The 22,668-nt window shown below is 41.5% G+C and carries 20 protein-coding genes; 11 read left to right on the forward strand and 9 right to left on the reverse strand.

Features of this window, described 5'->3' with window-relative positions:
* Positions 1 to 24 precede the first annotated feature (24 nt).
* Positions 25 to 3,186, forward strand: a complete 3,162-nt coding sequence (locus GZH31_RS16905; RefSeq protein ID WP_118844958.1) for a TonB-dependent receptor — start codon at positions 25 to 27, stop codon at positions 3,184 to 3,186.
* A 398-nt stretch (positions 3,187 to 3,584) separates the two neighbouring features.
* On the opposite strand, the gene GZH31_RS16910 is transcribed toward GZH31_RS16905, so the two are convergent.
* The 5 genes from GZH31_RS16910 to GZH31_RS16930 all read right to left on the reverse strand — a co-directional run bounded on the left by GZH31_RS16910 (position 3,585) and on the right by GZH31_RS16930 (position 8,510).
* Positions 3,585 to 4,595 carry an ABC transporter ATP-binding protein gene (locus GZH31_RS16910; RefSeq protein ID WP_118844957.1) on the reverse strand — a complete coding sequence of 337 codons (1,011 nt, stop codon included), beginning with the start codon at positions 4,593 to 4,595 and terminating at the stop codon, positions 3,585 to 3,587.
* A gap of 11 nt (positions 4,596 to 4,606) precedes the next feature.
* Entirely contained in the window at positions 4,607 to 6,106 is a 1,500-nt protein-coding gene (locus tag GZH31_RS16915; RefSeq protein ID WP_065979155.1) for an iron ABC transporter permease, read from the reverse strand.
* Positions 6,106 to 7,146 carry an extracellular solute-binding protein gene (locus GZH31_RS16920; RefSeq protein WP_118844956.1) on the reverse strand — a complete coding sequence of 347 codons (1,041 nt, stop codon included), beginning with the start codon at positions 7,144 to 7,146 and terminating at the stop codon, positions 6,106 to 6,108. Before GZH31_RS16920 ends, GZH31_RS16915 begins: the two co-directional genes overlap by 1 nt.
* Positions 7,146 to 7,958 carry a hypothetical protein gene (locus tag GZH31_RS16925; protein ID WP_036972731.1) on the reverse strand — a complete coding sequence of 271 codons (813 nt, stop codon included), beginning with the start codon at positions 7,956 to 7,958 and terminating at the stop codon, positions 7,146 to 7,148. The genes GZH31_RS16920 and GZH31_RS16925 overlap by 1 nt, the downstream gene beginning before the upstream one ends.
* A 96-nt stretch (positions 7,959 to 8,054) precedes the next feature.
* The gene (locus tag GZH31_RS16930; RefSeq protein ID WP_230236330.1) at positions 8,055 to 8,510 is read right to left on the reverse strand and encodes a MarR family winged helix-turn-helix transcriptional regulator; all 456 of its coding nucleotides are present in this window, start codon (positions 8,508 to 8,510) and stop codon (positions 8,055 to 8,057) included.
* Positions 8,511 to 8,613: 103 nt separating this feature from the next.
* Here GZH31_RS16930 and hmgA point away from each other — a divergent pair, with 103 nt between their 5' ends.
* Complete coding sequence (hmgA, locus tag GZH31_RS16935; RefSeq protein WP_180311844.1) at positions 8,614 to 9,921, forward strand: homogentisate 1,2-dioxygenase; 1,308 nt, start codon at positions 8,614 to 8,616, stop codon at positions 9,919 to 9,921.
* The gene (maiA, locus tag GZH31_RS16940; RefSeq protein WP_180311845.1) at positions 9,921 to 10,550 is read left to right on the forward strand and encodes a maleylacetoacetate isomerase; all 630 of its coding nucleotides are present in this window, start codon (positions 9,921 to 9,923) and stop codon (positions 10,548 to 10,550) included. Before hmgA ends, maiA begins: the two co-directional genes overlap by 1 nt.
* A gap of 40 nt (positions 10,551 to 10,590) precedes the next feature.
* Here the strand turns inward: maiA and GZH31_RS16945 are convergent, their stop codons facing one another.
* A complete protein-coding gene (locus tag GZH31_RS16945; protein WP_180311846.1) occupies positions 10,591 to 13,272 on the reverse strand; it encodes a hypothetical protein in 2,682 nt (893 codons plus the stop codon).
* 151 nt (positions 13,273 to 13,423) lie between these two features.
* A complete protein-coding gene (locus GZH31_RS16950) occupies positions 13,424 to 13,654 on the reverse strand; it encodes a TIGR02647 family protein (protein WP_036972742.1) in 231 nt (76 codons plus the stop codon).
* Positions 13,655 to 13,749: 95 nt separating this feature from the next.
* Here GZH31_RS16950 and GZH31_RS16955 point away from each other — a divergent pair, with 95 nt between their 5' ends.
* Together GZH31_RS16955 and GZH31_RS16960 are read left to right on the forward strand one after the other, a co-directional pair.
* On the forward strand, positions 13,750 to 14,046 hold the full coding sequence (locus tag GZH31_RS16955) for a DUF1496 domain-containing protein (RefSeq protein WP_051501899.1): 297 nt from the start codon (positions 13,750 to 13,752) through the stop codon (positions 14,044 to 14,046).
* Between the two features lie 56 nt (positions 14,047 to 14,102).
* Positions 14,103 to 14,369 (forward strand): VF530 family DNA-binding protein, encoded by a 267-nt coding sequence (locus GZH31_RS16960; protein ID WP_036972744.1) that lies wholly within the window; start codon positions 14,103 to 14,105, stop codon positions 14,367 to 14,369.
* Here GZH31_RS16960 and GZH31_RS16965 read toward each other — a convergent pair whose 3' ends face one another.
* A complete protein-coding gene (locus GZH31_RS16965) occupies positions 14,370 to 15,989 on the reverse strand; it encodes a diacylglycerol kinase family protein (RefSeq protein ID WP_118844951.1) in 1,620 nt (539 codons plus the stop codon).
* A 342-nt stretch (positions 15,990 to 16,331) separates the two neighbouring features.
* On the opposite strand from GZH31_RS16965, the gene GZH31_RS16970 reads away from it, so the two are divergent.
* The 6 genes from GZH31_RS16970 (at position 16,332) to GZH31_RS16995 (ending at position 21,948) form a co-directional block, all read left to right on the forward strand.
* Positions 16,332 to 16,862, forward strand: a complete 531-nt coding sequence (locus GZH31_RS16970; protein ID WP_036972749.1) for a sigma-70 family RNA polymerase sigma factor — start codon at positions 16,332 to 16,334, stop codon at positions 16,860 to 16,862.
* Complete coding sequence (locus tag GZH31_RS16975; RefSeq protein ID WP_036972750.1) at positions 16,859 to 17,548, forward strand: anti-sigma factor domain-containing protein; 690 nt, start codon at positions 16,859 to 16,861, stop codon at positions 17,546 to 17,548. Before GZH31_RS16970 ends, GZH31_RS16975 begins: the two co-directional genes overlap by 4 nt.
* Before the next feature lie 124 nt (positions 17,549 to 17,672).
* The gene (locus GZH31_RS16980; protein WP_065979149.1) at positions 17,673 to 19,265 is read left to right on the forward strand and encodes a DUF4331 domain-containing protein; all 1,593 of its coding nucleotides are present in this window, start codon (positions 17,673 to 17,675) and stop codon (positions 19,263 to 19,265) included.
* A gap of 11 nt (positions 19,266 to 19,276) precedes the next feature.
* Positions 19,277 to 19,795 (forward strand): Ig-like domain-containing protein, encoded by a 519-nt coding sequence (locus GZH31_RS16985; RefSeq protein WP_180311847.1) that lies wholly within the window; start codon positions 19,277 to 19,279, stop codon positions 19,793 to 19,795.
* A 43-nt stretch (positions 19,796 to 19,838) separates the two neighbouring features.
* Positions 19,839 to 20,837, forward strand: a complete 999-nt coding sequence (locus GZH31_RS16990; protein WP_180311848.1) for a lipopolysaccharide assembly protein LapB — start codon at positions 19,839 to 19,841, stop codon at positions 20,835 to 20,837.
* 13 nt (positions 20,838 to 20,850) lie between these two features.
* Positions 20,851 to 21,948 (forward strand): HupE/UreJ family protein, encoded by a 1,098-nt coding sequence (locus GZH31_RS16995; protein ID WP_180311849.1) that lies wholly within the window; start codon positions 20,851 to 20,853, stop codon positions 21,946 to 21,948.
* A gap of 25 nt (positions 21,949 to 21,973) precedes the next feature.
* Here the strand turns inward: GZH31_RS16995 and GZH31_RS17000 are convergent, their stop codons facing one another.
* A complete protein-coding gene (locus GZH31_RS17000) occupies positions 21,974 to 22,591 on the reverse strand; it encodes a TetR/AcrR family transcriptional regulator (RefSeq protein WP_065979145.1) in 618 nt (205 codons plus the stop codon).
* Positions 22,592 to 22,668 lie beyond the last annotated feature (77 nt).

Raw genomic sequence — 22,668 nt, forward strand, 5'->3', positions numbered from 1 at the left:
ACCTTTAACACGGGAAATAACATAATGAAAATCCAACTCCGCAAAACAGCCCTGTCACTTGCTATTGCAGCATGTGTTGGTGTAAGTGGTGCAGCGTTAGCAAATGAAACAACATCTGCTATCAAGGGTCAGATTAAAGGGCCAAACGGTAATCCTGCTGCTGGCACAAAGATTACAATCGTACACTTACCGTCAGGTTCAACAAAAGAAACTGAAACGAATGATGCGGGTTACTTCACAGCGAAAGGCCTTCGTGTAGGTGGTCCTTACCGCGTTGTTGTAGATTCTGACGTTTTTGCAGATCAAACGTTTAACAACATTAACCTACAAGTTGGTGCTGACTACCCTGTTAATGTTACGTTAGAAAGACAAACTGATGTAGAACAAATCGTTGTTACAGGTCGTCCTATCAGCCGTATGTCGGGTGGTACAGGTCCAGCAGCGACGTTTACACTTGAAGATTTAGAAAACCAACCAGCAATCAACCGTGACTTACGTGACATCGTACGTATTGACCCACGTGTAACAATAGATGATAGCCGCGGTTCAATTAACTGTGGTGGTGGTAACCCACGCTTTAACAGCTTAACGCTTGACGGCGTTCGTATGAACGATAACTTCGGCCTAAGCTCAAACGGCTACCCGACAATCCGTGCACCTTTCTCGTTTGATTCAATTGAACAGGTTGCAGTAGAACTTGCACCTTTTGACGTTCAATACGGTGGTTTCACATCATGTAACATCAATGCCGTTACTAAATCAGGCGGCAATGAAGTTCACGGTGGTATGTTCTTCGATTACACCAATGACTCTATGAAAGGTGACAAAATCGAAGGAAGAGAAGTTGACCCAGGTAACTACACTGAAAAACGTTATGGCTTTAACGTAGGTCTACCACTTATTAAAGATAGCCTTTTCCTTTTCACATCTTATGAAAAGCTTGAAGGTGTTAAACAGTATGAATACGCTGGTTTAGATACAGGCAGTGTTTCTGCTGCAGATCTTACTCGTGTTCAGCAAATCGCTCAAGATGTATACGGCTATAACGCAGGCGGTATGCCATCAAGCGCTCCAGTAGAAGATGAAAAAATCTTAGTAAAACTAGACTGGAACATTAACGATGCACACCGTGCAAACTTAATTTACAACTACAATGATGGTTTTACACTGTCTCAGTCTGATGCATACAGCGATACTGTTGCTTTAGAAAATCATTTCTTCAAGCAAGGTGCTGAGTTCACATCATTAATCGGTTCAATCTACTCAGATTGGTCTGATCAATTTTCAACAGAAATCCGCGTTGGTAAATCTGAATTAGATGCGACTGTACAATCTTTAGATGCAGCAAGCAGCTTCGGTGAAATGCAGATTAGTACGTCTGATGGCGGTACAGTTTACATTGGTCCAGATGATTCTCGTCAATCAAACGATTTAGACTACGAAACAACAACAGTGAAACTTGCGGGTACTTATTACCTAGACCAACACACTATCACTGGCGGCTATGAATACGAAAAACTTGACGTGTTCAACCAATTCGTACAGCACACGCAAGGTGAGTGGCGTTTTAACTCAGTAGATGATTTCGAAGATGGAATTGCGAGTGGCTTGTACTACAACAACGCGGCATCGACAAATGATCCAACAGACGCTGCAGCAAGCTTCTCGTATGCTCAACATACTTTCTATGTACAAGATGAATACAGCTTCACTGATTTAGACGCAACATTAACATTCGGTCTACGCTACGACCGCTACACAAGTGATGATGAGCCAAACTTCAACGAAAACTTTACTAATCGTTACGGTTTCAGCAATCAGTCAACATTTGATGGTATTGATTTAATTCAGCCTCGTGTTGGTTTTGAATGGTATGCAACAGATGCATTAGAAGTACGTGCAGGCGTTGGTTTATTCTCAGGTGGTAACCCGAACGTATGGCTATCTAACTCGTATTCAAACGACGGTATCACGAACATTAGTACTGGTATTAAAGACGTAGACGGTGTTTACTTCCTAGATGAAGCGAAAAGACAAGCACGCTTAGACTTATTTGACACACCAAACGTCAATGGCGGCACTCCAGGTTATGAAGTACCACAAGATTTATTTGATAAAGTTGCTAACACTCAAATCGGTGCAGGCGATTCATCAGTTAATGCCGTGGATCCTAACTTTGAAATGCCATCTGAGTGGAAATACTCTATTGGCGCAACGTACACAACTGAAGACGAGTATGTTTTCTCTGTAGATTACTTATTCACAAAACGTAAAGATGCTGCAATTGTACAAGATATTGCGTTACGAGATTCAGGTGAAACTACATTTGATGGTCGTCCAGTGCTTGAGTCTATTGAAGGCCGTAGCGGTGACTTATTACTAACAAACGTTAATGGCGACAGCGGTGAATCACAAATTATCTCTGCGGCTATGAGCAAGCGTTTTGATAACGGCATTAGCATGCAAATTGCGTATGCTTATACAGACTCTACAGATGTTAACCCAATGACAAGTTCTGTAGCGAGCTCGAACTACGGCAACATGGCAACATTTGATCCTAAAAACCCAGGTGCCCGTACTTCTGATTACGAAATCCCGCATCGTTTTACTATGACTCTTGGTTACACAACTGAGCTGTTTGATGGTTATAACACGCGCTTCAACTTATTCAGTGAAACATACAAAGGCTTACCTTATAGCTACACGTTTAACGGCAGTGACTCTGTATTCGGTGACAGCAACTCAAACCGTAGTCGTCAGTTAATGTATATTCCTGAAGTTGATGATCCAAATGTTGTTTACGACATGACACCAGAAGAAGTTAATGAGTTTAACCAATGGATTTCTGCAAATGGTTTAGAGCGCGGTACTATTTCAGCTCGTAACCGCCAAAATGCAGATTGGTTCACTAAAGTTAACTTCAAAATGACTCAAGAAGTACCTGGGTTCATGGACGGTCATAAAGGTGAAGTGTTCTTCGTTATCGATAACTTAACAAACCTTCTAAATGATGACTGGGGTGTACTTAAGAAAGGTAACTTTGTTGGTAACCGTATGATTAAGACATCAATCGATGATCAGGGTCGTTATGTTTACTCTGACTTCAGCCCTAACAATGGCAAAACAGCTACGCAAAGTGGTGCTTCTGTTTGGGAAATGCGTGTAGGCGTTCGTTACACATTCTAATAACAAGTTAGTCTTGTTATAAAATAAAGCCTAAAGCCCGCCCCTACTGGCGGGCTTTTTACGTTTTAAACATTATTCTTGCTAGTTACTAATTTATAAATTTGAGAGCGTAAAAGAAAGTTAGAGCAATTAGCTTATACCATTGCGCTTAATTAAATGAGCTATTCTGAGGCAACAAGCCTCGATGATAACAAGGCAAAAGTTTCGTTATTTAGGTGTTCTCGGCAATTGCTCCTGCATTGCTCTACCTCCTGCATCCATGCAGTCGTAGAACACAAATTTTAACCTAGGTAGCAACGGTTTAACCCATCAAAATGATTAAGTATGAGTGCGAACAAGTATTAAATAGAATAGAAAAGAGAAGTTGCAGGCCTTAAAGACCTGCATAAATGATTTATTTAAACTGCATAGACCGCAAGGGGGTGAGTGGTGTTGATTGACACATGAACTTCATCATCTGGGCGGACAATCACTTCGTGGCTTACGCGACTCGTCACAACCGTATCACATGCAAGTTTCACTGCACATAAACGGCTGCCACCTTCATAGCGCACCCATGTCACCTTACCATTGGTTGAACTGGCATTTTGAATAAGATGAACATCATCAGGGCGCAAAAGTACATCAACATCGGCTGAGTCATGATCTATTTTAATTATCGGCGCATTCCCTAAGTCAGTTGTTGCGATATCACCTAACGACTTTCCAGAAATAAAACTTGCCTCACCAAGAAAACGAGCAACAAAACGATTACTAGGTAAACTAAAACAACATTCTGGTGTGTCGAGTTGTTGAATAACCCCTTCTTTCAATACACCAACTCTATCACCAATAGATAATGCTTCTTCTTGATCATGCGTAACCCAAATAGCGGGAACACCCGCTTTTTTCAATGCATTGCGAATATCCCATCGCAACGTATCTTTTAATGCCGCGTCAAGGTTTGATAAGGGTTCATCCAATAAAACAAAATCAGGTTCATGCGCAAGTGTACGTGCCAGTGCAACACGTTGCTTCTGACCACCTGATAACGTGGCCGGTTTCTTGTTGCGAAACTTTTCAAGACCCAATAATGCAATCCAATGATCTCCTTTAGCTGAATCTGTCAGTCTAAAACAAATATTTTCTTGCACTGTTAAATGCGGAAATAACGCAAAGTCTTGAAAAACCATACCCACTTTGCGCTTTTCAGGCGGAACTTTTTGTTTTGGCGTTGCACGCCACGAACCTAAGTTAATTTCACCCTCGCTGATAGGGATAAGCCCTGCGAGTGCTTGTAATATTGTACTTTTACCACAGCCAGTTGGTCCAACTAGCATGAGGATCTCACTTTTGCCTAGTGACAAGTTAAGATCACTTACCACTCGATTGCTACCATAATCGATAGACAGCTTACTAACTGATAGCATTAAACTGATCCTTAATGTTCTAATTGACTGCGTTTTTCACCGGACAGCATTATAGCTAAACCACATGCTGATATCACGACAAGAAGCAAACCTGGAATCGCTGCGCGACCAAAATAGCCCGCTTCATAAACACGCCATAAATACGTAGATAAGGTTTCAAACCCTGTTGGGCCAAGTAACAACGTCGCCTCAAGCTCACGCATCGATTCTAAGAAAACAAGCGCAGCCCCGGCAATAATACCACGTAAGGTTAAAGGCAACGTAATGCGTAAAAATGCTTCACGAGGACTTGCTCCTAACACCCTGGCAGACTTAACCAAGCTTGAATCTAAGTGCTCAGTACTGGTGCGGACAGAACCAACTGCAAGCGGTAAAAAACGTAATACATACGCAATGACTAATAAAGCAAGAGTTTGATACAACATTGGTAATTGCAATCCACCATACACCAGCGCAGTTCCCATTACGATACCCGGTATACCAAAACCAAAATAAGTCACGCGCTCCATAATACGTCCCGCTTTACCGGTCAGTGCGGCATGCGCTACAGGCACAGCAACTATTACAGCAACAATGGCAGCTAGGCCCGAGGCGTACGCTGAGTTCCATGCAATACTGAAGTCAAAATTAGCAAAGCCATCACGCGCTAACCACACGCAAAAAATACCGAGCGGTAAGCAAATCGCCAAAATCAAAATGGGTGCAAAAGTTAATAGCATCATGCACTTTTGACCATTCGTTGGAAATAACATTAATGGCCGACCATGACGCTCTGAGGCCGTTTTTATTTGCGACTCCATAAACAATAAAAAGCCGACAATTACCATTAGTTGCAGTGATAACATTGCCGCGCGACTTAAACCAAACGCGTTATATTCGACATAAATCACACGGGTAAACGTATCAAGTCGCATCATAGCTGGCGTGCCAAAGTCCGACAACGTATACAGAGCCACCAGTAAAGAGCCGGCAGCAATCCCATTAACTACTCGCGGTAATACGACTCTAAACACACTCATTGTCATCGACATACCCAAGGTGCGTGCAGCGTTAACCATGCTCGCATCAAGACTGAGCAATGATGAACGTGTAGTCAGCATTACAAATGGAAAGGTATACAGCGTCATCACAATCGCTGCACCTGTTAATCCATACATAGGTGGGGTTTCAAACCCTAATAGCTGGTTTATCTCACCACCTGGACCAAACGCTGCGTAGAGCGTAAATGCACCGATGTAGCTTGGTATTGCAAGCGGCGCTGCAAACAACACCAGCCAAAACTTCTTAAAAGGAAGCTGCACATAGGCACTAATAAATGCCAGAGGAACACCAATTAAAATTGAGCCTATTACGGTTAACACCATGAGGGATAAGGTATTACCAAGAATTTTTAAATTATGACTATCAAAAATAGCTGTTGCATCACTGGCTAAGGTGATCAGAATATAAACAGGCGCTAACGCCAAAAGCGCTGCAAGCAGCGCCATAGGATATGAAGCAGGTATGCGCATTATAGAACACCGCTACTTCGCATAAGGTCAAGTGTTGGCCTTAAATCTGCCAATTGTGTTAAATCAACTTTCGGTGGTGATATTGCTGATAAAGCAGGTAAGCCAGAAGGCTGTTCAATCCCTTGAATAAGCGGAATTTCATAGGCCTCGCGAGCAAGGTAGCTTTGTACTTCTGCACTTAATAAATAGCGCATAAAGTTCATTGCATTCGGGTTATCGGTTAATGAAAGTACACCCGAGGCATTAACTAAGCAACCCGCGTCTTGATTTGTGAAGGCAAGATCGAGATTTGCATCAGGTTTGCCCGACTTTAATCTAAGTGTGTAATAGTGATTTGCAAAACCAATATCAACCTCACCACGCTCAACAGCCATCACTACACCTAATTCACCGGCATACGTTTTAGAACGTTTCTGGACTTTTTTAAGCCACTTAGCGGTTTTATCATCGCCTTCAAGAATGCGCATTGCAGTTACAAATGACTGGAATGATGCATAGGCGGGTGCCCAGCCAATTGATAAATCGCTATCGGCTATCGCCATAATGCTATCTGGAATTTGCTCTTTGGTGAGGCGCTTCGTGTTATAGGGTAAGGTACGGATACGCCCTGTCACGGGTGCCCAACCTGGGTAGCGAAATTGCGGCTGTAATTGCGATTCTAAATCGCCTGGTAACGGTTTGGCGAGTCCCGCATCGGTAATTAAACCAATTGCACCTGAGTCCACAGCCCAAAATAAATCAGCCCGTTTCACGCCTGCTTTTGCTTCAGCAACAATCATATTTCCAAGCGCTGCTGTCGGCCCGCGACGAATCGATAGGTTAAGTTTTGGATTTTTCTTTTCGATTGATTTCAATACGTTTTCGTATAAACCACCTTCACCACGGCCTAGGTATAAAGTCAGATCGCCCTCTAGGGCTGGTAGGTCATTCACTGAAATTGGGCTTACTGGGCTTGCGGCAAAAGCACGAGAAAGAGGTAATGGCATGCTGCCCACTACCCCTAACGCAGCCAGCCCTTGAATAAAGGTTCTGCGTTTCACTAAAATACATCCTTACGTGACTTTTCAGCTTCTTCTAATAGCACTTTAGCGCGATCAAGTTTTTCTTGCATATCAATAACCACATTTCTAACTTGGTCAACGTCTTTTTTGTCTGAAATGGCTTTTGGAAGTGTGACGTTAAAATCTTTTTCAAGTACTTCCACAAGTTTTGCGTCTTTTTCAATAAGAGTACCTTCTACGCCTTCAAATAAGTGAAGGTAAGTATCGTGTACAATTTGAGTCGCTTCGTCGCTTAAACGCTCAGCATATTTTGCCACAACGCGGTCTAACTTATGTTTAATTTCATCAATAGTGGCGCTTTGCGTCATGTTTTCAGAGGCCGTCGCTTTTACCGCTTTCAATAAGCCTTTTTGTTGAAAATCAGCGGCTAATTTAACAGCCCCTAGCCCCTGCCATAGAGCCGCATCTAGTGCCTGCTGGTGTTGACGTACTTCGCTTGCAGGTTTTTTATCATCGATGGCCATTTTAATACCATAAATGCTTTGCCAAATAGATGCATAAACTGGAACGTAATTAGTTTCGATGGCACTGTGAAACTTTACTGATTCCCAATACTCAATTAAATCATCGCTTTTAACAGCCTTAGCGCCATTTTTTTCATACTCTGTCACTAAAGCATCCACTTTTGCTATCATCCACTCAACATCATCAGAATAATCTTTTAAGTTTGCTTTAAGGTGATTAACGTGCTCGCCAATTGGGCCATTTGCCAATACTGGTTGCGTAATAAATGCTGATGCTAATACAAGGCTAAGGCCAAAAGTCTTCATTGTGTTTAACGCTAATTTCATAGGGAGAGCATCCAAATTTCTAATTGTAAATGATATCGATTATCATATCCGTATCGATTCACTAAATCAATATGTAGCAGCGCTAAGATTACAGAATTAAACATTTTTATTGAGGCTATCGTAAACTTTATTCAGCGTTGAGATAAAGTTTTCATATTCATGTTCATCTATGTCTTTTAGCATCTCTGCTTGCCAATCTAATGCCACCGGACTAATTTTTTCGACCATATCGCTGCCATCACGTGTTAATGACAGTAAGGTTGCTCTTTTATCGAGTGGATCAGATTGGGCGCTTATAATGTCTCTTTCTAATAAGCGTTTAACCGCTCTTGATACCGTAGACTTATCCATGTGTGCCAAATCACATAACGATTTTGCACTTAGCTGACCGTATTGGGCTAGATTGGCAATAATGCGCCATTGTGGCACGGTTAAGTCAAATTGGCTTTGATATAGCTCACTAAATTGTTCACTCATTTGCGTTGCAATATTGTTGAGTGTGTAGGGCAGGAAACTGTTTAAATCAAATGTCGCTTTCATCTCTTTTGTCATGGCATTTTTACTGTCAAAAAATATTTACAGAGTTAAATTCTATCCTATTTGAATTTACTCTCACATGAGAGTATCTTACCTAAAACCTTTCAGGAGTCTAGTGATGAATAACAACGAATTACAATATATGACAGGCTTTGGTAATGAATTTGAAACCGAAGCACTGCCGGGTGCATTACCAATTGGTCAGTTCAGCCCACAAAAAGTAAACTACGATTTATACGCTGAGCAATTTAGCACAACGGCTTTTACAGCACCGCGTGCAGATAATCGCAGAACATGGTTTTATCGTATTCGTCCTTCGGTTGTTCAAGGCGACTATACAGCAATTGATAATGGTTTAATTCGCACTGCACCAATCACCGAAGTACCAACACCACCGACGATGCTACGTTGGGATCCGATTGATTTCCCAATAGAACCGACTGACTTTATCGACGGTCTCGTCACAATGGCGGCAAATGGTAGCGCAAATGCACAAACAGGTATTGGTATTCATATTTATGTCGCTAACAAGTCTATGGATAACCGTTACTTTTACAATGCAGATGGCGAGATGTTGTTTGTTCCTCAACAAGGCGAACTACTGCTTAGAACTGAGTGCGGCAAGTTAACAGTGCGTGCCGGTGAGATTGCCGTTATTCCACGAGGCATTAAGTTTGCAGTTGATTTATTAACGGAGACTGCGCGGGGTTATATTTGTGAAAACTATGGCCATGCGTACATATTGCCTGAGCGTGGTCCAGTTGGTGCAAACGGTTACGCTAATGACCGTGACTTTCACTACCCTGTCGCTGCATTTGAAGATATCGAAGGTCACTTTGAATTAGTTGCGAAATTTAATGGTAACATGTTCCGTTGTGATATTGGTCATTCACCACTCGATGTGGTCGCATGGACGGGTAATAGTGCGCCCTATAAATATGATTTAGCGCGTTTCAATGTCATGAACACCGTAAGCTATGATCACCCAGATCCATCAATCTTTACTGTCCTTACGTCACCTTCAGGTACTGAGGGTGTCGCAAATATAGATTTTGCTATTTTCCCTCCACGATGGATGGTAGCAGAAAACACTTTCCGCCCACCCTATTATCATCGCAATATTATGAGTGAATTTATGGGCTTAATTGAAGGTGTTTACGATGCCAAAGAGCACGGTTTTGTACCGGGCGGCTCAAGTCTACATAATTGTATGTCACCACATGGGCCTGAAGCTGATGTATTTGAAAAAGCGTCGAATGCAGATTTACAGCCACAACGCTATGAAAATACACTCGCATTTATGTTTGAATCACGTTACGTTATTTCACCAACAAAATATGCCCTTGAAGGTAAAGAGCGTCAAGCAAACTACACAGATTGTTGGCGAACTATTAAAAAACACTTTACAGGTAAACAGGACGTATAATGAAACTTTATAGCTATTTTCGCTCATCTGCGGCGTACCGCGTTCGTATCGCCCTTAATTTAAAAAACATTGATCATGAACTTGTAACCGTAAATCTATTAAAATCGGAACAGCAAAGCGACGCCTATTTGGCAAAAAACCCACAAGGCCTTTTGCCAGCGTTAGAAACCGAGCACGGGGTTTTAGCGCAATCATTAGCTATTTTAGAATGGCTTGAAGAAACCCATACAGAGGTCCCTTTACTGACGGGTGATGCATGGCAAAAAGCACAGATCCGTAACCTTTGTTACGCCGTAGCCTGTGATATTCATCCAATTGATAACTTACGCGTTTTAAAATACTTAGCCAATGATCTTGGTGTCGATGATGAGGCTAAGAACACCTGGTATAAGCATTGGGTTGAGGTCGGATTCGACAGCATAGAAAAAATGTTAGATGAAGGTAATCGTTTTTGTGTAGGGAATGAGCCAACCTTAGCTGATGTCTGTTTAGTGCCTCAAGTATTTAATGCACTGCGTTTTAACGTTGATATGAAAAAATATCCAAAAATCGCCGCTGTGTATGAACACTGTAATACACTTGATGCATTTATTGATGCAGCCCCGCAGAATCAACCCGATTCAATATAAATTAAAAGGCCCGATTTAATCGGGCCTTTTGCTGCAAGGATTAGTTAACGGATGATTTATCTTTATTAGGTGAAAGTATCGTATAGTTTGTTGAACTGCTGGTTGTATTAAACAAGCTAGGTGCTCCACTCGACTTCATCGTCTCTGGCATCCAATAATTTTCAGGAATTGTTTCATAGATATTAATCCGTGGAGCAATCAATATAGAAGGCGCACCTTGGCTATTGTACCAACCATTTTCATCTAACAAATAATAGTCTTTTTCTTTTACGTATAATCGTTCACCGGCAACACCCGGTTGAGATTTTAATATCTCCCATTCACGTTTGCGACATGGTTTAGACATATCATCACTGCATGAAAAATTACCAAAATAGTTAATCGTGACGTCTCTAGATTCTTGCATCCAACCTACATTTACGCCATCTAAGGTATAATCTTGCTCGGTGCCATTGACTAGATTTAAACGGCGACTATCCGTTTTTGTTAACTGAAAGCCAAACACATTAAAGCCATTATCGCTGTTACCTTCATAATAAAACTCTAGCTTGCCATCTTTCCAGTTTGCTTTTGTCCACTGATTTATCATAGTCTGCCAGAAATTGCCGGGCTCATTTGTTACATCAACGGCGGCTGCACTCGTTTCGTCAACCTTAAAGCCATACATAACTTCAGTTGCGATAACAGCGCCCTCTGCGGAGTATGCAACATTCAGTAATTGTAAATCACCATTTAACTGGTCAATAATTCGGCTTTCTTGATATCGCTGATCAGGGAAAGTAACTTTAAGAACACCTTCTTCGATTTGCCACTGAAGTGCTGTCTCTGCATCTTGTAATTTACCCGTATTATCAGCAGAAAAAACGTATGGGTCTAAAACAAATCCGACAACCCCATCATCACTATCACTTTGATAATGTTGTATTGCCCAAGTGCCTCCCATATCTTCAGCTTTAAACGCAAGGTCAGAGCCTGAATATGGCTTTCTCATTGAGACATCTGATTCATTTGAAACGCTAAATTCAGGTGTTTCAATCACATTTTCGCCCAAGTAAATAGGTGTCATTTGAGCCGTTTGTGACATTGTTAAGCGATAACTATCAATGCTCTCACCTTCGACAATCCTTTTAAGTGTCGCTGTTTGAGGTGAGTAGGTGACTTCAACTTGATAAATCCCTGCATTGAAAAGATCATCAACTTGTTGCTGAGAAAGCCCAGCAACGCCGACATCAACAGAAAGGAACCCGATAATGCCCTGACCACTAGTAAAATCAAGTGTGATAACACCTTCAGTAAGTGCCCAATTGTAATTAACAGCGCCACTACTATGAACATATTTGCCCATACCGTTTTCTTCAAATGTGTATTGCTGGCCACCACGTGAAAGGAACCCTGTTGCTGTAGGGTATGTTCTTACATAGTAAGCAGGTAGAGATGATTCATCGACAGGTGGAGTTAGCTCTGGATCTGCTATTATTTTTGCAACTTCATTTTCGATTGCGCCTGGGTTTGATTGCTCAACAGCGGCGACAAACTCGTTATAAGCGTCTGGGTTTTCAATAAGATCAATTAAATTTTCCGTTCCTTCTGGAAGGGTCACTTCATTTTCGGTCGCATATTTCACGACGGCTGCAGCTTCAATCAACACATCTGGATCAACCCCTTTTTCTACCAATGAAAAGCTTTCAAGGTCAGCCGGTGGTATCCCCTCATTTGCCGCTGTAATAAGCGCAACTAACGCCGTAGAAACAGCGCTTAAACTTACCGTATTAGCGCCTTCATCACCATGGGCAAAATTAGCCTTAATTTTGGGTGCTGCTTGTACTTGGGCATTGGCAGTTAAATCGGAAACAAATGCACTGTATTCAAGACTCGAATTAGTCGCAGATATAGCATTAATACGACTAAACAGATTCGTTTCATCATCGTCAACAGTAAACGTAAACGTAAAATCACCGTTAGCATCGCTCGTTTGTGTGTAATTAGTACCGAGTAAAGTTGCATTAACGGTCGCATTACTAAACTTATCACCCGTAATTGAACCCGCTAAGGTATACGTGTTATCGATACTCGCTATAATGAAACTTTGTTCTAATTCGGTACTATCGCCTGAATCATCTGTAACTGTTACTTTGAATTTAAGCTCGGTATCTTCGGCAACACTTGGTAAAGTAAATGACACTTGTTGTTCAGTCGCACTGCTCAACGTAACTGTGGGCCCTGCTGTTTGCTCCCAGTTATAACTGCTAATACTGCCATCGTCATCAGTCGCATTTACTGAGAGTGTCGCCATCGACTTTTCTTGTGCAGAGCCAAAGTCTGCAGAGACCTTAGGGGCAACATTATTCAACAAACTCACCGTAATTGATTTTGATGTAGCTTGGCCTGCTGAGTCCGTAGCCGTAAGCGTAAACATAGCTTCTGTGTCGTTATCAAGTGCTGGCGCAATAAAGCTGATAGAGTTTGTGTCTGCTCCCGTTAGCGTAATATTCGGGCCTGAATCTTGTACCCAGTTGTAGCTAATACTCGCGTTATCATCGGTAACCGTTGCTGATAATTCTGTGCTTTCACCCTCTTTTACACTCGCAGTGCTATCAAGTTGAATGACGGGGGGAGTGTCGACGACTTCAGGTTCATTTTCATCATTGTCCGAACCACAGCCAGCTAATAATAAAGTAATTGTACTGCTTAGAAGTGCAAGTTTGAGTTTATTCGTTTTCATCACGAGTCCCTTTATTTAAATAAAATGAATTTAAATGAATGAAAACTGAATGATAGTATGGTTTAGTGAATTTGCCAGTTGACTATTAGCAAAAAACTAATAATAAACTGGCTAAAGTGGGCAGGATTTAGGCTTATCTAAGCAGTTGTGGCTATTTTAAAGCCGAGTGGATCAATGTAACATGTTCTATTAAATCAAGACCTAAATCGGTTAGGTAGCCTCCATCGCTGCTATCAGTAATTCCTTTATCGTATAAGCGCTTCGCTGCATCAATCAGTGAAGAATCTGCATCAGAATGAATCTTAATACCTTGCATTTTTGAATTTCGCGGGAATTTAGCGAGGAGTGTTAATTCGTCAATCATATTTTTATCAAATTGCATATGTTCACCTTTTTATTATTTCCATCATTGTGTTTTTATAGCATATAGACTTAAGCTTAGTGAAGATATTAAAAACTGCTACTGCGGGGTGAAATTTGCTTACACGTATCTCAATCTTTTTATTATTTTTTTTAGTGTTTTCTCATATAGCAACAGCGAAAGACACTCCGTTAGTGGTGCTAGATGGCGACAGTGCATTAACCAACGCAAAGGTATGCTGGTATGAAAATAAACGCTATACCGAGGGTGCGATTATTGCTGTCGCGAACAGCATGCTTATATGCGCTACAAAAACAGACCATCTGTCTAATAGTGATCTCATGTGGTATCGATTGAATGAAAACGGCGATATTATTTACCCTAAGCAGGCGAAAACAATTCGTGTCAATTAGCATCTAGTGACGAGATAGGTTACTATTGCGCGGTAATAAGTAACCTAAGATTTAGTATGGATAATCAACCTAATAATCCTTTGCATGGCGTAAAACTTGCCGATATCGTCACTAAGCTACAAGAAAAATTTGGCTGGGAAGGCCTCGCTGCGCATGTCGATGTTCGCTGCTTTCAAAATGATCCCAGTGTAAAATCAAGTTTAAAATTTTTACGTAAAACGCCCTGGGCACGTGAAAAAGTAGAGCAACTTTATGTCGATACGTTTTTCAATACCCAAGAGGACGATATGGCAACTTTCCAGTGGAAAAGCATTAAAAAATAATTATTCTTCTGCCATTATCACCGAAAGCGATTTCGGTGATATTTCTACAACGATTTCATCAGCTGTTTTCACCTCGCCATCAATTACATAGCTTAATTCATTTTCTGCCGTAACACAGACACGCATAGCATTTGTGTGATGGCTGTTAATTGCAAAACTTGTCTGAGTAATGCTCGAAAAAACCAACTCAGCAATACTCAAGGTACTGGCTTTCGAGTCTGCACTTGGGGTAAGCCAATTAACATCTAGTAACCCATCTTTATGGTCGGGCTGCCCTGCTGATTGCGCTAACAAGGTGGTGAATGGTGCTGCGTTGGCGATAATCAGGCTTGTGGTATGAATTGACTGCGGTTCATTGTTATCAAGTTTTACGGTGTAATCTTGAGCTTCATGCTCGCCGAGCGCGTGCCAAAAACCTTGTAAATAGGCCAATTGCCCCGATTCATTTTTTGCATCACGATGCGCTTTTTCTATCATCTTTTGCTCAAAACCTATCCCTACAAGCAATAGCATACGTTCGCCATTACACAGTGCGGTATCAATACGACTCGCCTGCCCTTCAATAATGAGCTCACAGGCTTGTTCGACAGGAATTATTTTTGACCGAATGCCCATTAAAACATGCGCTAACGCATTTGCTGTACCTAATGGAATGATCCCTAATTTACAGGGGGTATCAACTAACACACTTGCAACCTCTGTCACAGTGCCATCTCCCCCACATGCAATGATTACATCGGGCTGTGATTTAATGGCCTCTTTTGCTAAATCAATGCCACTAATTTCGGCCGTTGTCGTGTGTACTGTTAAATCGTAGTACTGTGATAAACGGGCGGTAATTTGTTTATTTTTAGATTCCCATAATTTCGTGCCCGATACAGGGTTAGCAATAAGTACAGCTTTATTTTTAATTAATAAATCACCGGCTTTATGACGTCTTATTAAATGACGTAATTGACGTTTATTAAGATTTGCAGTCTCACGTGTTTCTTTAATTTGCTCAAGTATCGTGTGCACATCTGCATCTTTGTTTTGACTCAATAAATAAGCAGCCATGACAAATACGGAACGACCACGTCCTAATGCACAATGCACTACAACGCGTCTGTCTTCTTTAATCTGATGATGTATCCAATTAATGGCTTGATTTAATTGTGCGCGGGTTGGCACGCTGTGATCAAGTACTGGAATATTTAGATAACGGATATTTTCTTGAGTAGACGACCATTCTAAGCCATCAAACTCACAGGTTACATCTAAAACGGCTGTGATCCCCATTTCTTTCATACTGTCTATGTCAGATGGAAATAATCGACAAGCCAAAAACAAATGCTCGTTTATTTGTTGAAGTGGCGGCACTTTATCGTGTTTTCTAGACCACGCGTTATAAAGTTGTGCGCCAAGTAAAAATGGAATAAACGCCCACCGTATATACATGGGAATAATGCCATTTTCACGTTTACGGAATATTCGCGCGATATCAAAAAAATAAGCCGCGCTCACTAATAATAATGAAAGCGCTGTCCAATAAAAAAATAGCGCAAAGTACACCGTATCTACACGCAACGCAGCAATAATAAACGCTACGGCTAAAACTAAATAGGTTGATGCTGCCCACATAATCACTCCTTGTTATTGTAATTATTTATACATAGCAAGTTTCACTCCAGAGTTTAAAGTACACCACGCCTTTTGATATACCTTAAATCAATAACTTAGCAGATTTACTATTTATATATAAATAAGTTTAGGACATTTTTTCAATAACATATGAATAACTTACACATTATGAATAACTTGAAACCTATAAATTTGCCAATAAGCACATCCCTGCTAACCTAATTAATAGAAAAGAGGTGGGTTAACATTGATTTCACATCCTTTTTTCTAAAAATAATGTTTCGTGCATCTAAACCGGTGAGTAAACCGTTACTTCTATACAACAAGAAAAACAGGAACTTTATGGACAACGATCAACTATTAGCGTTACTGAGTGCAACAGCGAAAGGTGACAAAAATGCCTTCGCAAGTTTGTACAAATCAACTAGCGCTAAGTTATTTGCCATTAGCTTAAAAATGCTGGGTAATCGGGCTCAGGCTGAAGAAGTATTGCAAGATGCCTTTGTAAAAATTTGGCACAATGCCAGTGACTATCAAGTATCAAAAGGGGCAGTTATGTCATGGATGATAAGCATAGTCAGATACCGTTGCCTCGATTTATTACGCCACCACAAAGTGCGTAAAGAACAGAGCTTAACTGATGAGCAAGAACAAGAAGATTTAACGTCTATTCAAGTTGCTTACGAAGATGATTCAAAGTTGGTCGACTGTATCGAACAACTTGATCCACAGCAAAGACAAGTAATTCACTTGGCTTATTATAAAGGGTTGACTCATCACGAGCTTGTTGATCACATTGCATCCCCTCTTGGCACAGTTAAAAGCTGGATCAGACGTGGGTTACAACAACTACAAAGGTGCCTAACGTTATGAATTATGAAAACCAAACACTTATTGATATGTTAGCAGCCGAGTATGTTCTTGGGACATTAAGAGGCCCCGCTCGCGACCGTTTTGCTCGTTTAATGTTAACCTCTACCCGTGCAAGAGAAGCAACATGGATGTGGGAGCAACATCTCAATAACTTAGCAAGTTCAATTGAGTCTGTGCCACCCGATGAAGCCGTATGGGAAAAAATTGCCAGTCGTATCGACCCCAACGTTGTGCCTTTGCAATTAAAAACCAAAAAGCCACGCTCAACGATACTACAAGCATGGTCGCTTATTGCCACCGCTGCGAGTATTGTCCTTGCGCTTATTATTTGGCAGCCTCATGAGTCGGTTACATCGCAAGCGCAACAAATTGCACTTTTTAAGAATCAAGCCGAATCTGCACTTTGGTTTATTGATGTCCAAGACGACAGCCTTGCAATTAAAGCATCGACAGCACTTATACCACGCACAGACAAAGATTATGAGTTATGGATGATTTTAAAAGGGCAAGAAGCGCCCATATCCTTAGGTCTACTGCCCAAGTCAGGCCGAATTGAGCTACCTAAAAATGCCCAATTTAATGCGAATGACATTGCACTCCTGGCTGTTAGCTTAGAACCCTTGGGAGGATCGCCTAATGGCTCCCCAACCGAGGTCTTATACACCACCGAATTGGTTATTCTTTAAATCTAAAAGCCGTGCATTGCACGGCTTTTTGCATTTTTGTTAAAAAATTTTCAAATTATTGCATCCAATTAAATTCTTCGCCCGTATTTCACTATGACTTAATTTAAAAACTAAGGAAAAAGTCATGAAGAACGTAACTCCATCTCTAATTGCTATTGTAGTATGTAGTACCCTGTTCAGCTTGCCTACAGAGGCATCTAGTCACCGAGAAGCACCGAACATTACACGCTTCCCAACATTAGACTCAACAGACTTTTACGCGTTTAATAGTTACGAAGAAGGCCGTGGCGATTATGTCACGTTCATCGCAAACTATATTCCACTTCAAGATGCTTACGGCGGTCCAAATTATTTTGCAATGGACCCAGATGCAACCTACAGCATTCATATTGATAATGACGGCGATGCTGTAGAAGATATGACCTTTGCTTTTAATTTCAAAAGCATGTTACCTAATGACAACATGGGTGTTGCTTTAACAGTCGGCCCAGAAGGCAATCAACGCACGGTTGCAGTGCCATTAAAGAATGTCGGCGGTGTAGCGGCCGGTAATAATGCAGCGGTTAACTTTAGCGAGTCATATACAGTGAGCATTGTAAAAGGCCCACAACGTACTGGCTCTAAAACAATGCTAACCAATTCAATGAATAGCAGTAATGAATTTTACAAACCGCTTGATTACATTGGTAACAAAACATTCTCTTCAATGAGTGCTTACAAAGAATACGCTGACCAGTACATTTACAGCGTGGCAATCCCAGGCTGCGACGGTATGGGTAAAGTGTTTGTAGGTCAACGTAAAGACCCATTTGTTGTTAACCTAGGTAAAACTTTTGACCTTGTAAATTATGTCCCTGTCGAAGGTGATAGTGCTCCGGGTGCTGGTGATGGCGGTGGTTTTCCTGGTGGCATCACACAATCAGCTGATAATGACGACCTAGCAATGAAAAATGTGACAGCCATTGCTGTTGAAGTACCTAAAGCCTGTGTGACAGGTGAAGGTAATGGCACGATTGGTAGCTGGACAACAGCAAGTCTTCCGCAAGCGCGTATTTTAAATCCAAATGCGTCATTTGCTAAAACAGCGGTTAACGGTGGCGCATTAACTCAAGTATCACGTTTGGGTAGCCCACTGGTTAATGAACTTGTTATTGGCTTAAAAGACAAAGACACCTTCTCTACCTCTGCACCTGCTGACGATGGTCAATTTGCTGATTATGTAACGCATCCATCACTGCCTGAGCTGCTTAACATCTTATTTAAAGATGCCGTGAACAGTACCTTAGGCACAAATATTGAAACACTCGCGCCGACTAATTTCCCTCGTAATGATTTAGTCACTGCATTTTTAACTGGCTTCCCAGGTGTAAACCAACTAGCCACAGTCACACCGTCTGAAATGCTGCGTCTAAATACAGCGATTGCGGCAACACCGCAAACTGAACAATCAGCATTTGGTGTTGCGGGCGATGACCTTGCAGGTTTCCCTAATGGTCGCCGTCCAGGTGATGACGTGGTTGATATTGCACTGCGTGTCGTAATGGGCCGCTTGTGTTACCCAATCCCAGTAAATGGCACTGACACCGACTTAGGCTTATGTACATCAGACGATGCGAGTGTAGGTAATGTACCGTTCACAGATGGTGCCCCTTTAGATGCAACCATGATGGATGCGAGCTTCCCATACCTTGCGACTCCAATTGCTGGTTCTAAATAAGGAGAGCTACGATGCGTAATTTAAAACGCTCTACAATCACACTGATGATTATGGCTGGTGTTCTTGCAGGCTGTAATGACAGTGATAATGATGACAAAGATGATATGAAGCCTGTTCCTGTTAACCAGGCACCCAGTGCAACTGATGCAATGGTAACAACGCAAACAGAGGTTGTTATCGAAGACATGCTAGAGGGCTCTGACCCTGAAGGTGATGCTCTTACTTACAGTCTTGTATCAGAGCCCACATTAGGCAGTGTGGTTGTGCAAAGTGATGGCAGCTATACCTATACCCCTAATGCAGAGACCACCGGCGCTGATAGCTTCGAATTTGCTGTCAGTGACGGTGTAAACAGCCAAGTAACTGCCACTGTCAGTATTACCATTGAAGCATTACAGGTTGATTTTGCTGCTATTGGCCGTGCTGCATTTAATCAAGCTGCTTCTGACGAACCATTACGCCTCAATGGTCGTGTGTTCTTAAACACCGGTGCTGAAGCAAACTTTGATGATTTAGTTACTGAAAACTAAGGTTTAGAAATTTGGCCATGGATGGCTTTTATAAGGAGCAACAATGAAACATTTAATCTGGTCGTTTATTTTTGTAAACACATTCGCTCACGCAGAACCTTACATTCCAAACGATAACGACGTTATTGCCACATCAAGTACCCCTCTTGCTGCTACCCTGACACTTCAAGAGCTTGCAACGTTATTTGAACAAACACAATACGCGGGCCAAACAGAAAGTAAGCAAGGGCTCCTAAAACGTTACTTAGAACAGCAAGTCAATACAAGCCACGATCCCGAAATTCTTTATTATTACGCGCGTGTACTGCAACGCGAGCATCAATTTGACGAGGCTTTAGCCTTTTTAGCCAGAGTAAAAGAGCTAAGTCCTCATCATGTGAATGCCGCATTATTAACAGCAAACATATTAATGGTGCAAGGTAAGTTCGACGACGCAAAGTCTGAGTGCTTAAACTTAATTGGCCATGCAAGTATTGAAACTGTGACCATATGTAGTTTAGATGCACAAAGTCAAACGGGTAAGCTTGAAGAAAGTTTTCAAGCATTAAAAAAGATCGCTCGCAAAGAGACGATGAGTCTAAATACCCGCCATGTACTTGCCGAGATGGCTTTTAGATTAAATAAGCCTGAGCAAACAATTGATTATCTTGCGACTGTGAATTTAAAAAACTCACCAGTGAGTTTGGTGGTGTTATGGGCTGATGCACACTTGGCAATGAATAATCTAGATACCGTATTATCGACTCTGAGTGCATTATTAGACGATAGCGCCAACCTTGAAGATGCCATTTTGCTGCGTCTTGCACAGGCAGAAAAATATAAGGTCGATAATCAATCGAATAAATGGCGACTAAAATTAAAAGAGCGCATTGTTTTAAGGGAATTACGCCAAGATCTATTTCATGCCAGCGATCTTGCTTGGTACTATTTAACAATTGAAGAAAATCAATCTAAAGCACGCTATTGGGCAAATATTAACTGGAAACACGCGAAAATGGACAGCGATAAGCAGTTACTCAAATTAGCAAACGATATCGATTAGGAACATAACTACGATGAAAAACATAATTTTAATTGCATTCTTAATCGTTGTTACTAGTTTTAATGTGTCTGCTCACCAACTAAGCACAGCGTACATTAACTTACAAAGCGACAGCAACGACACCGTGTCTTTATCTGGTTCATGGCAAGTTGCAGTTGCAGACATAGAGCAAGCTATTCCCTTTGATTTAAACCAAGATAACGTGATTATTTGGCAGGAAATTAGCGCAAAACAGGCTGCAATAGCATCGTACTTACTTAATCATATTTCAGCTCAGCAAGCAGGTGCCACCTGTACGGTAAGCGCTGAGGGGTCACTTAAACTTGATAACCACTTTAACCAAGCGTATATCGATGTTCCGTTACAAATTAACTGTCCTGAACAATCAGCACTGACGCTCAGCTACAATGCAATAATGCAGATTGATGCTAATCACAAAGCCATCGCAGCAATCAATAACACAAGTCGAGTGTTTAGTCGGAATAACCAGCAACAAACGCTTAATTTTTCTCAAACAAGTTATGGTCAAACATTTGTTGAATATGTGTATCAAGGTATTTTGCATATTTGGATGGGTGTTGATCATATTTTATTTTTAGTGGCGTTGCTTTTAACCTGCGTACTTGTGAGAGACAAAAATACGTGGCAAGGGATCCAATCAAAGAAAAAAATTGCCGTCGGCACAGCCTGGATAGTCACCGCCTTTACGCTTGCTCATTCCATTACTTTGACAGCCACGGCCCTTGAATTAGTATCACCCAATAGTCGTTGGGTTGAATTAGGTATTGCGCTCTCTGTTCTCTTTGCAGCGTTAAACAATATATGGCCATTAATCGTTCGATTAGGCTGGGTGACTTTTGCATTTGGTTTATTACATGGAATGGGCTTTGCCAGTGTTCTAGGGGAACTGGGTTTATCAAGTGATTATCAGTTAATGAGCATACTGGCGTTCAATTTAGGCGTTGAAGTAGGTCAGCTTGTGATACTTGCTATCTGTTTACCGGTATTAATCAGTCTAAGGAATCGTGATTGGTATCGTAAATGGCTGATGCCCGCGGGCTCATTAACCATTGCTGTTATAGCCTTACAGTGGTCAATTGAGCGCTTTTAAAAACGAGAATAAAGGCTAAATGCCTTTATTCGAAAGGCAATAATAAGGTCTGCATGGTAGGCCTTAATGCCTTTATTAACTGCTCGGTATCTAATGAAGGGTTAAGCATTTTGCGTAATAACAACCCGCCCATCACTGAAAACATGACTTCGATGCGTGCGTTTATTTCATCCAGTGCAGTGCCTTGTAAAGGACCTCGTTCACCAATTAATAATTCGCGCATTGAATCACGCGCATGAGCATCAGATTCTCTTAAAAGGTTTGCAATTTTCTCGTTGCGTGCAGCTTCAGCAAGCATTTCTAAATCAAGGGCGCCTTGATTTAAATCTGTGTGTCGCTCTACTCCTCTATTAAGGCCATCCAATAACACCGAAACACGGTCTCCAGGCTTGTCTGCAAACTCTCTAAAGATTGAGAACATTTCTTCCATGTCACGTTCGACAATAGACTCAATGATGGCTTCTTTACTGGCAAAATAGTTATAAATATGGCCTGCACTCATACCGGCTGTTTTCGATATTTCAGCCATACCAGCGCCATGATAACCTTTGCGACGAAAACAATCTGCCGCAGCACAAAGAACTTGATTACGTCTAGCTTCTGCGAGCGCAGGATCGCTGTGTCTTTTGGTTTTTTGCGTCATGTTTTCTCCACACTATTCGCCCGTATAGTTAACTATAATTTAAACAAGGTTTACATGATCTTAATCATAGCGCTAAA

This window comes from Pseudoalteromonas sp. JSTW, from assembly GCF_013423925.1.
In the GTDB taxonomy this organism is placed as follows: Bacteria; Pseudomonadota; Gammaproteobacteria; order Enterobacterales; family Alteromonadaceae; genus Pseudoalteromonas; species Pseudoalteromonas lipolytica.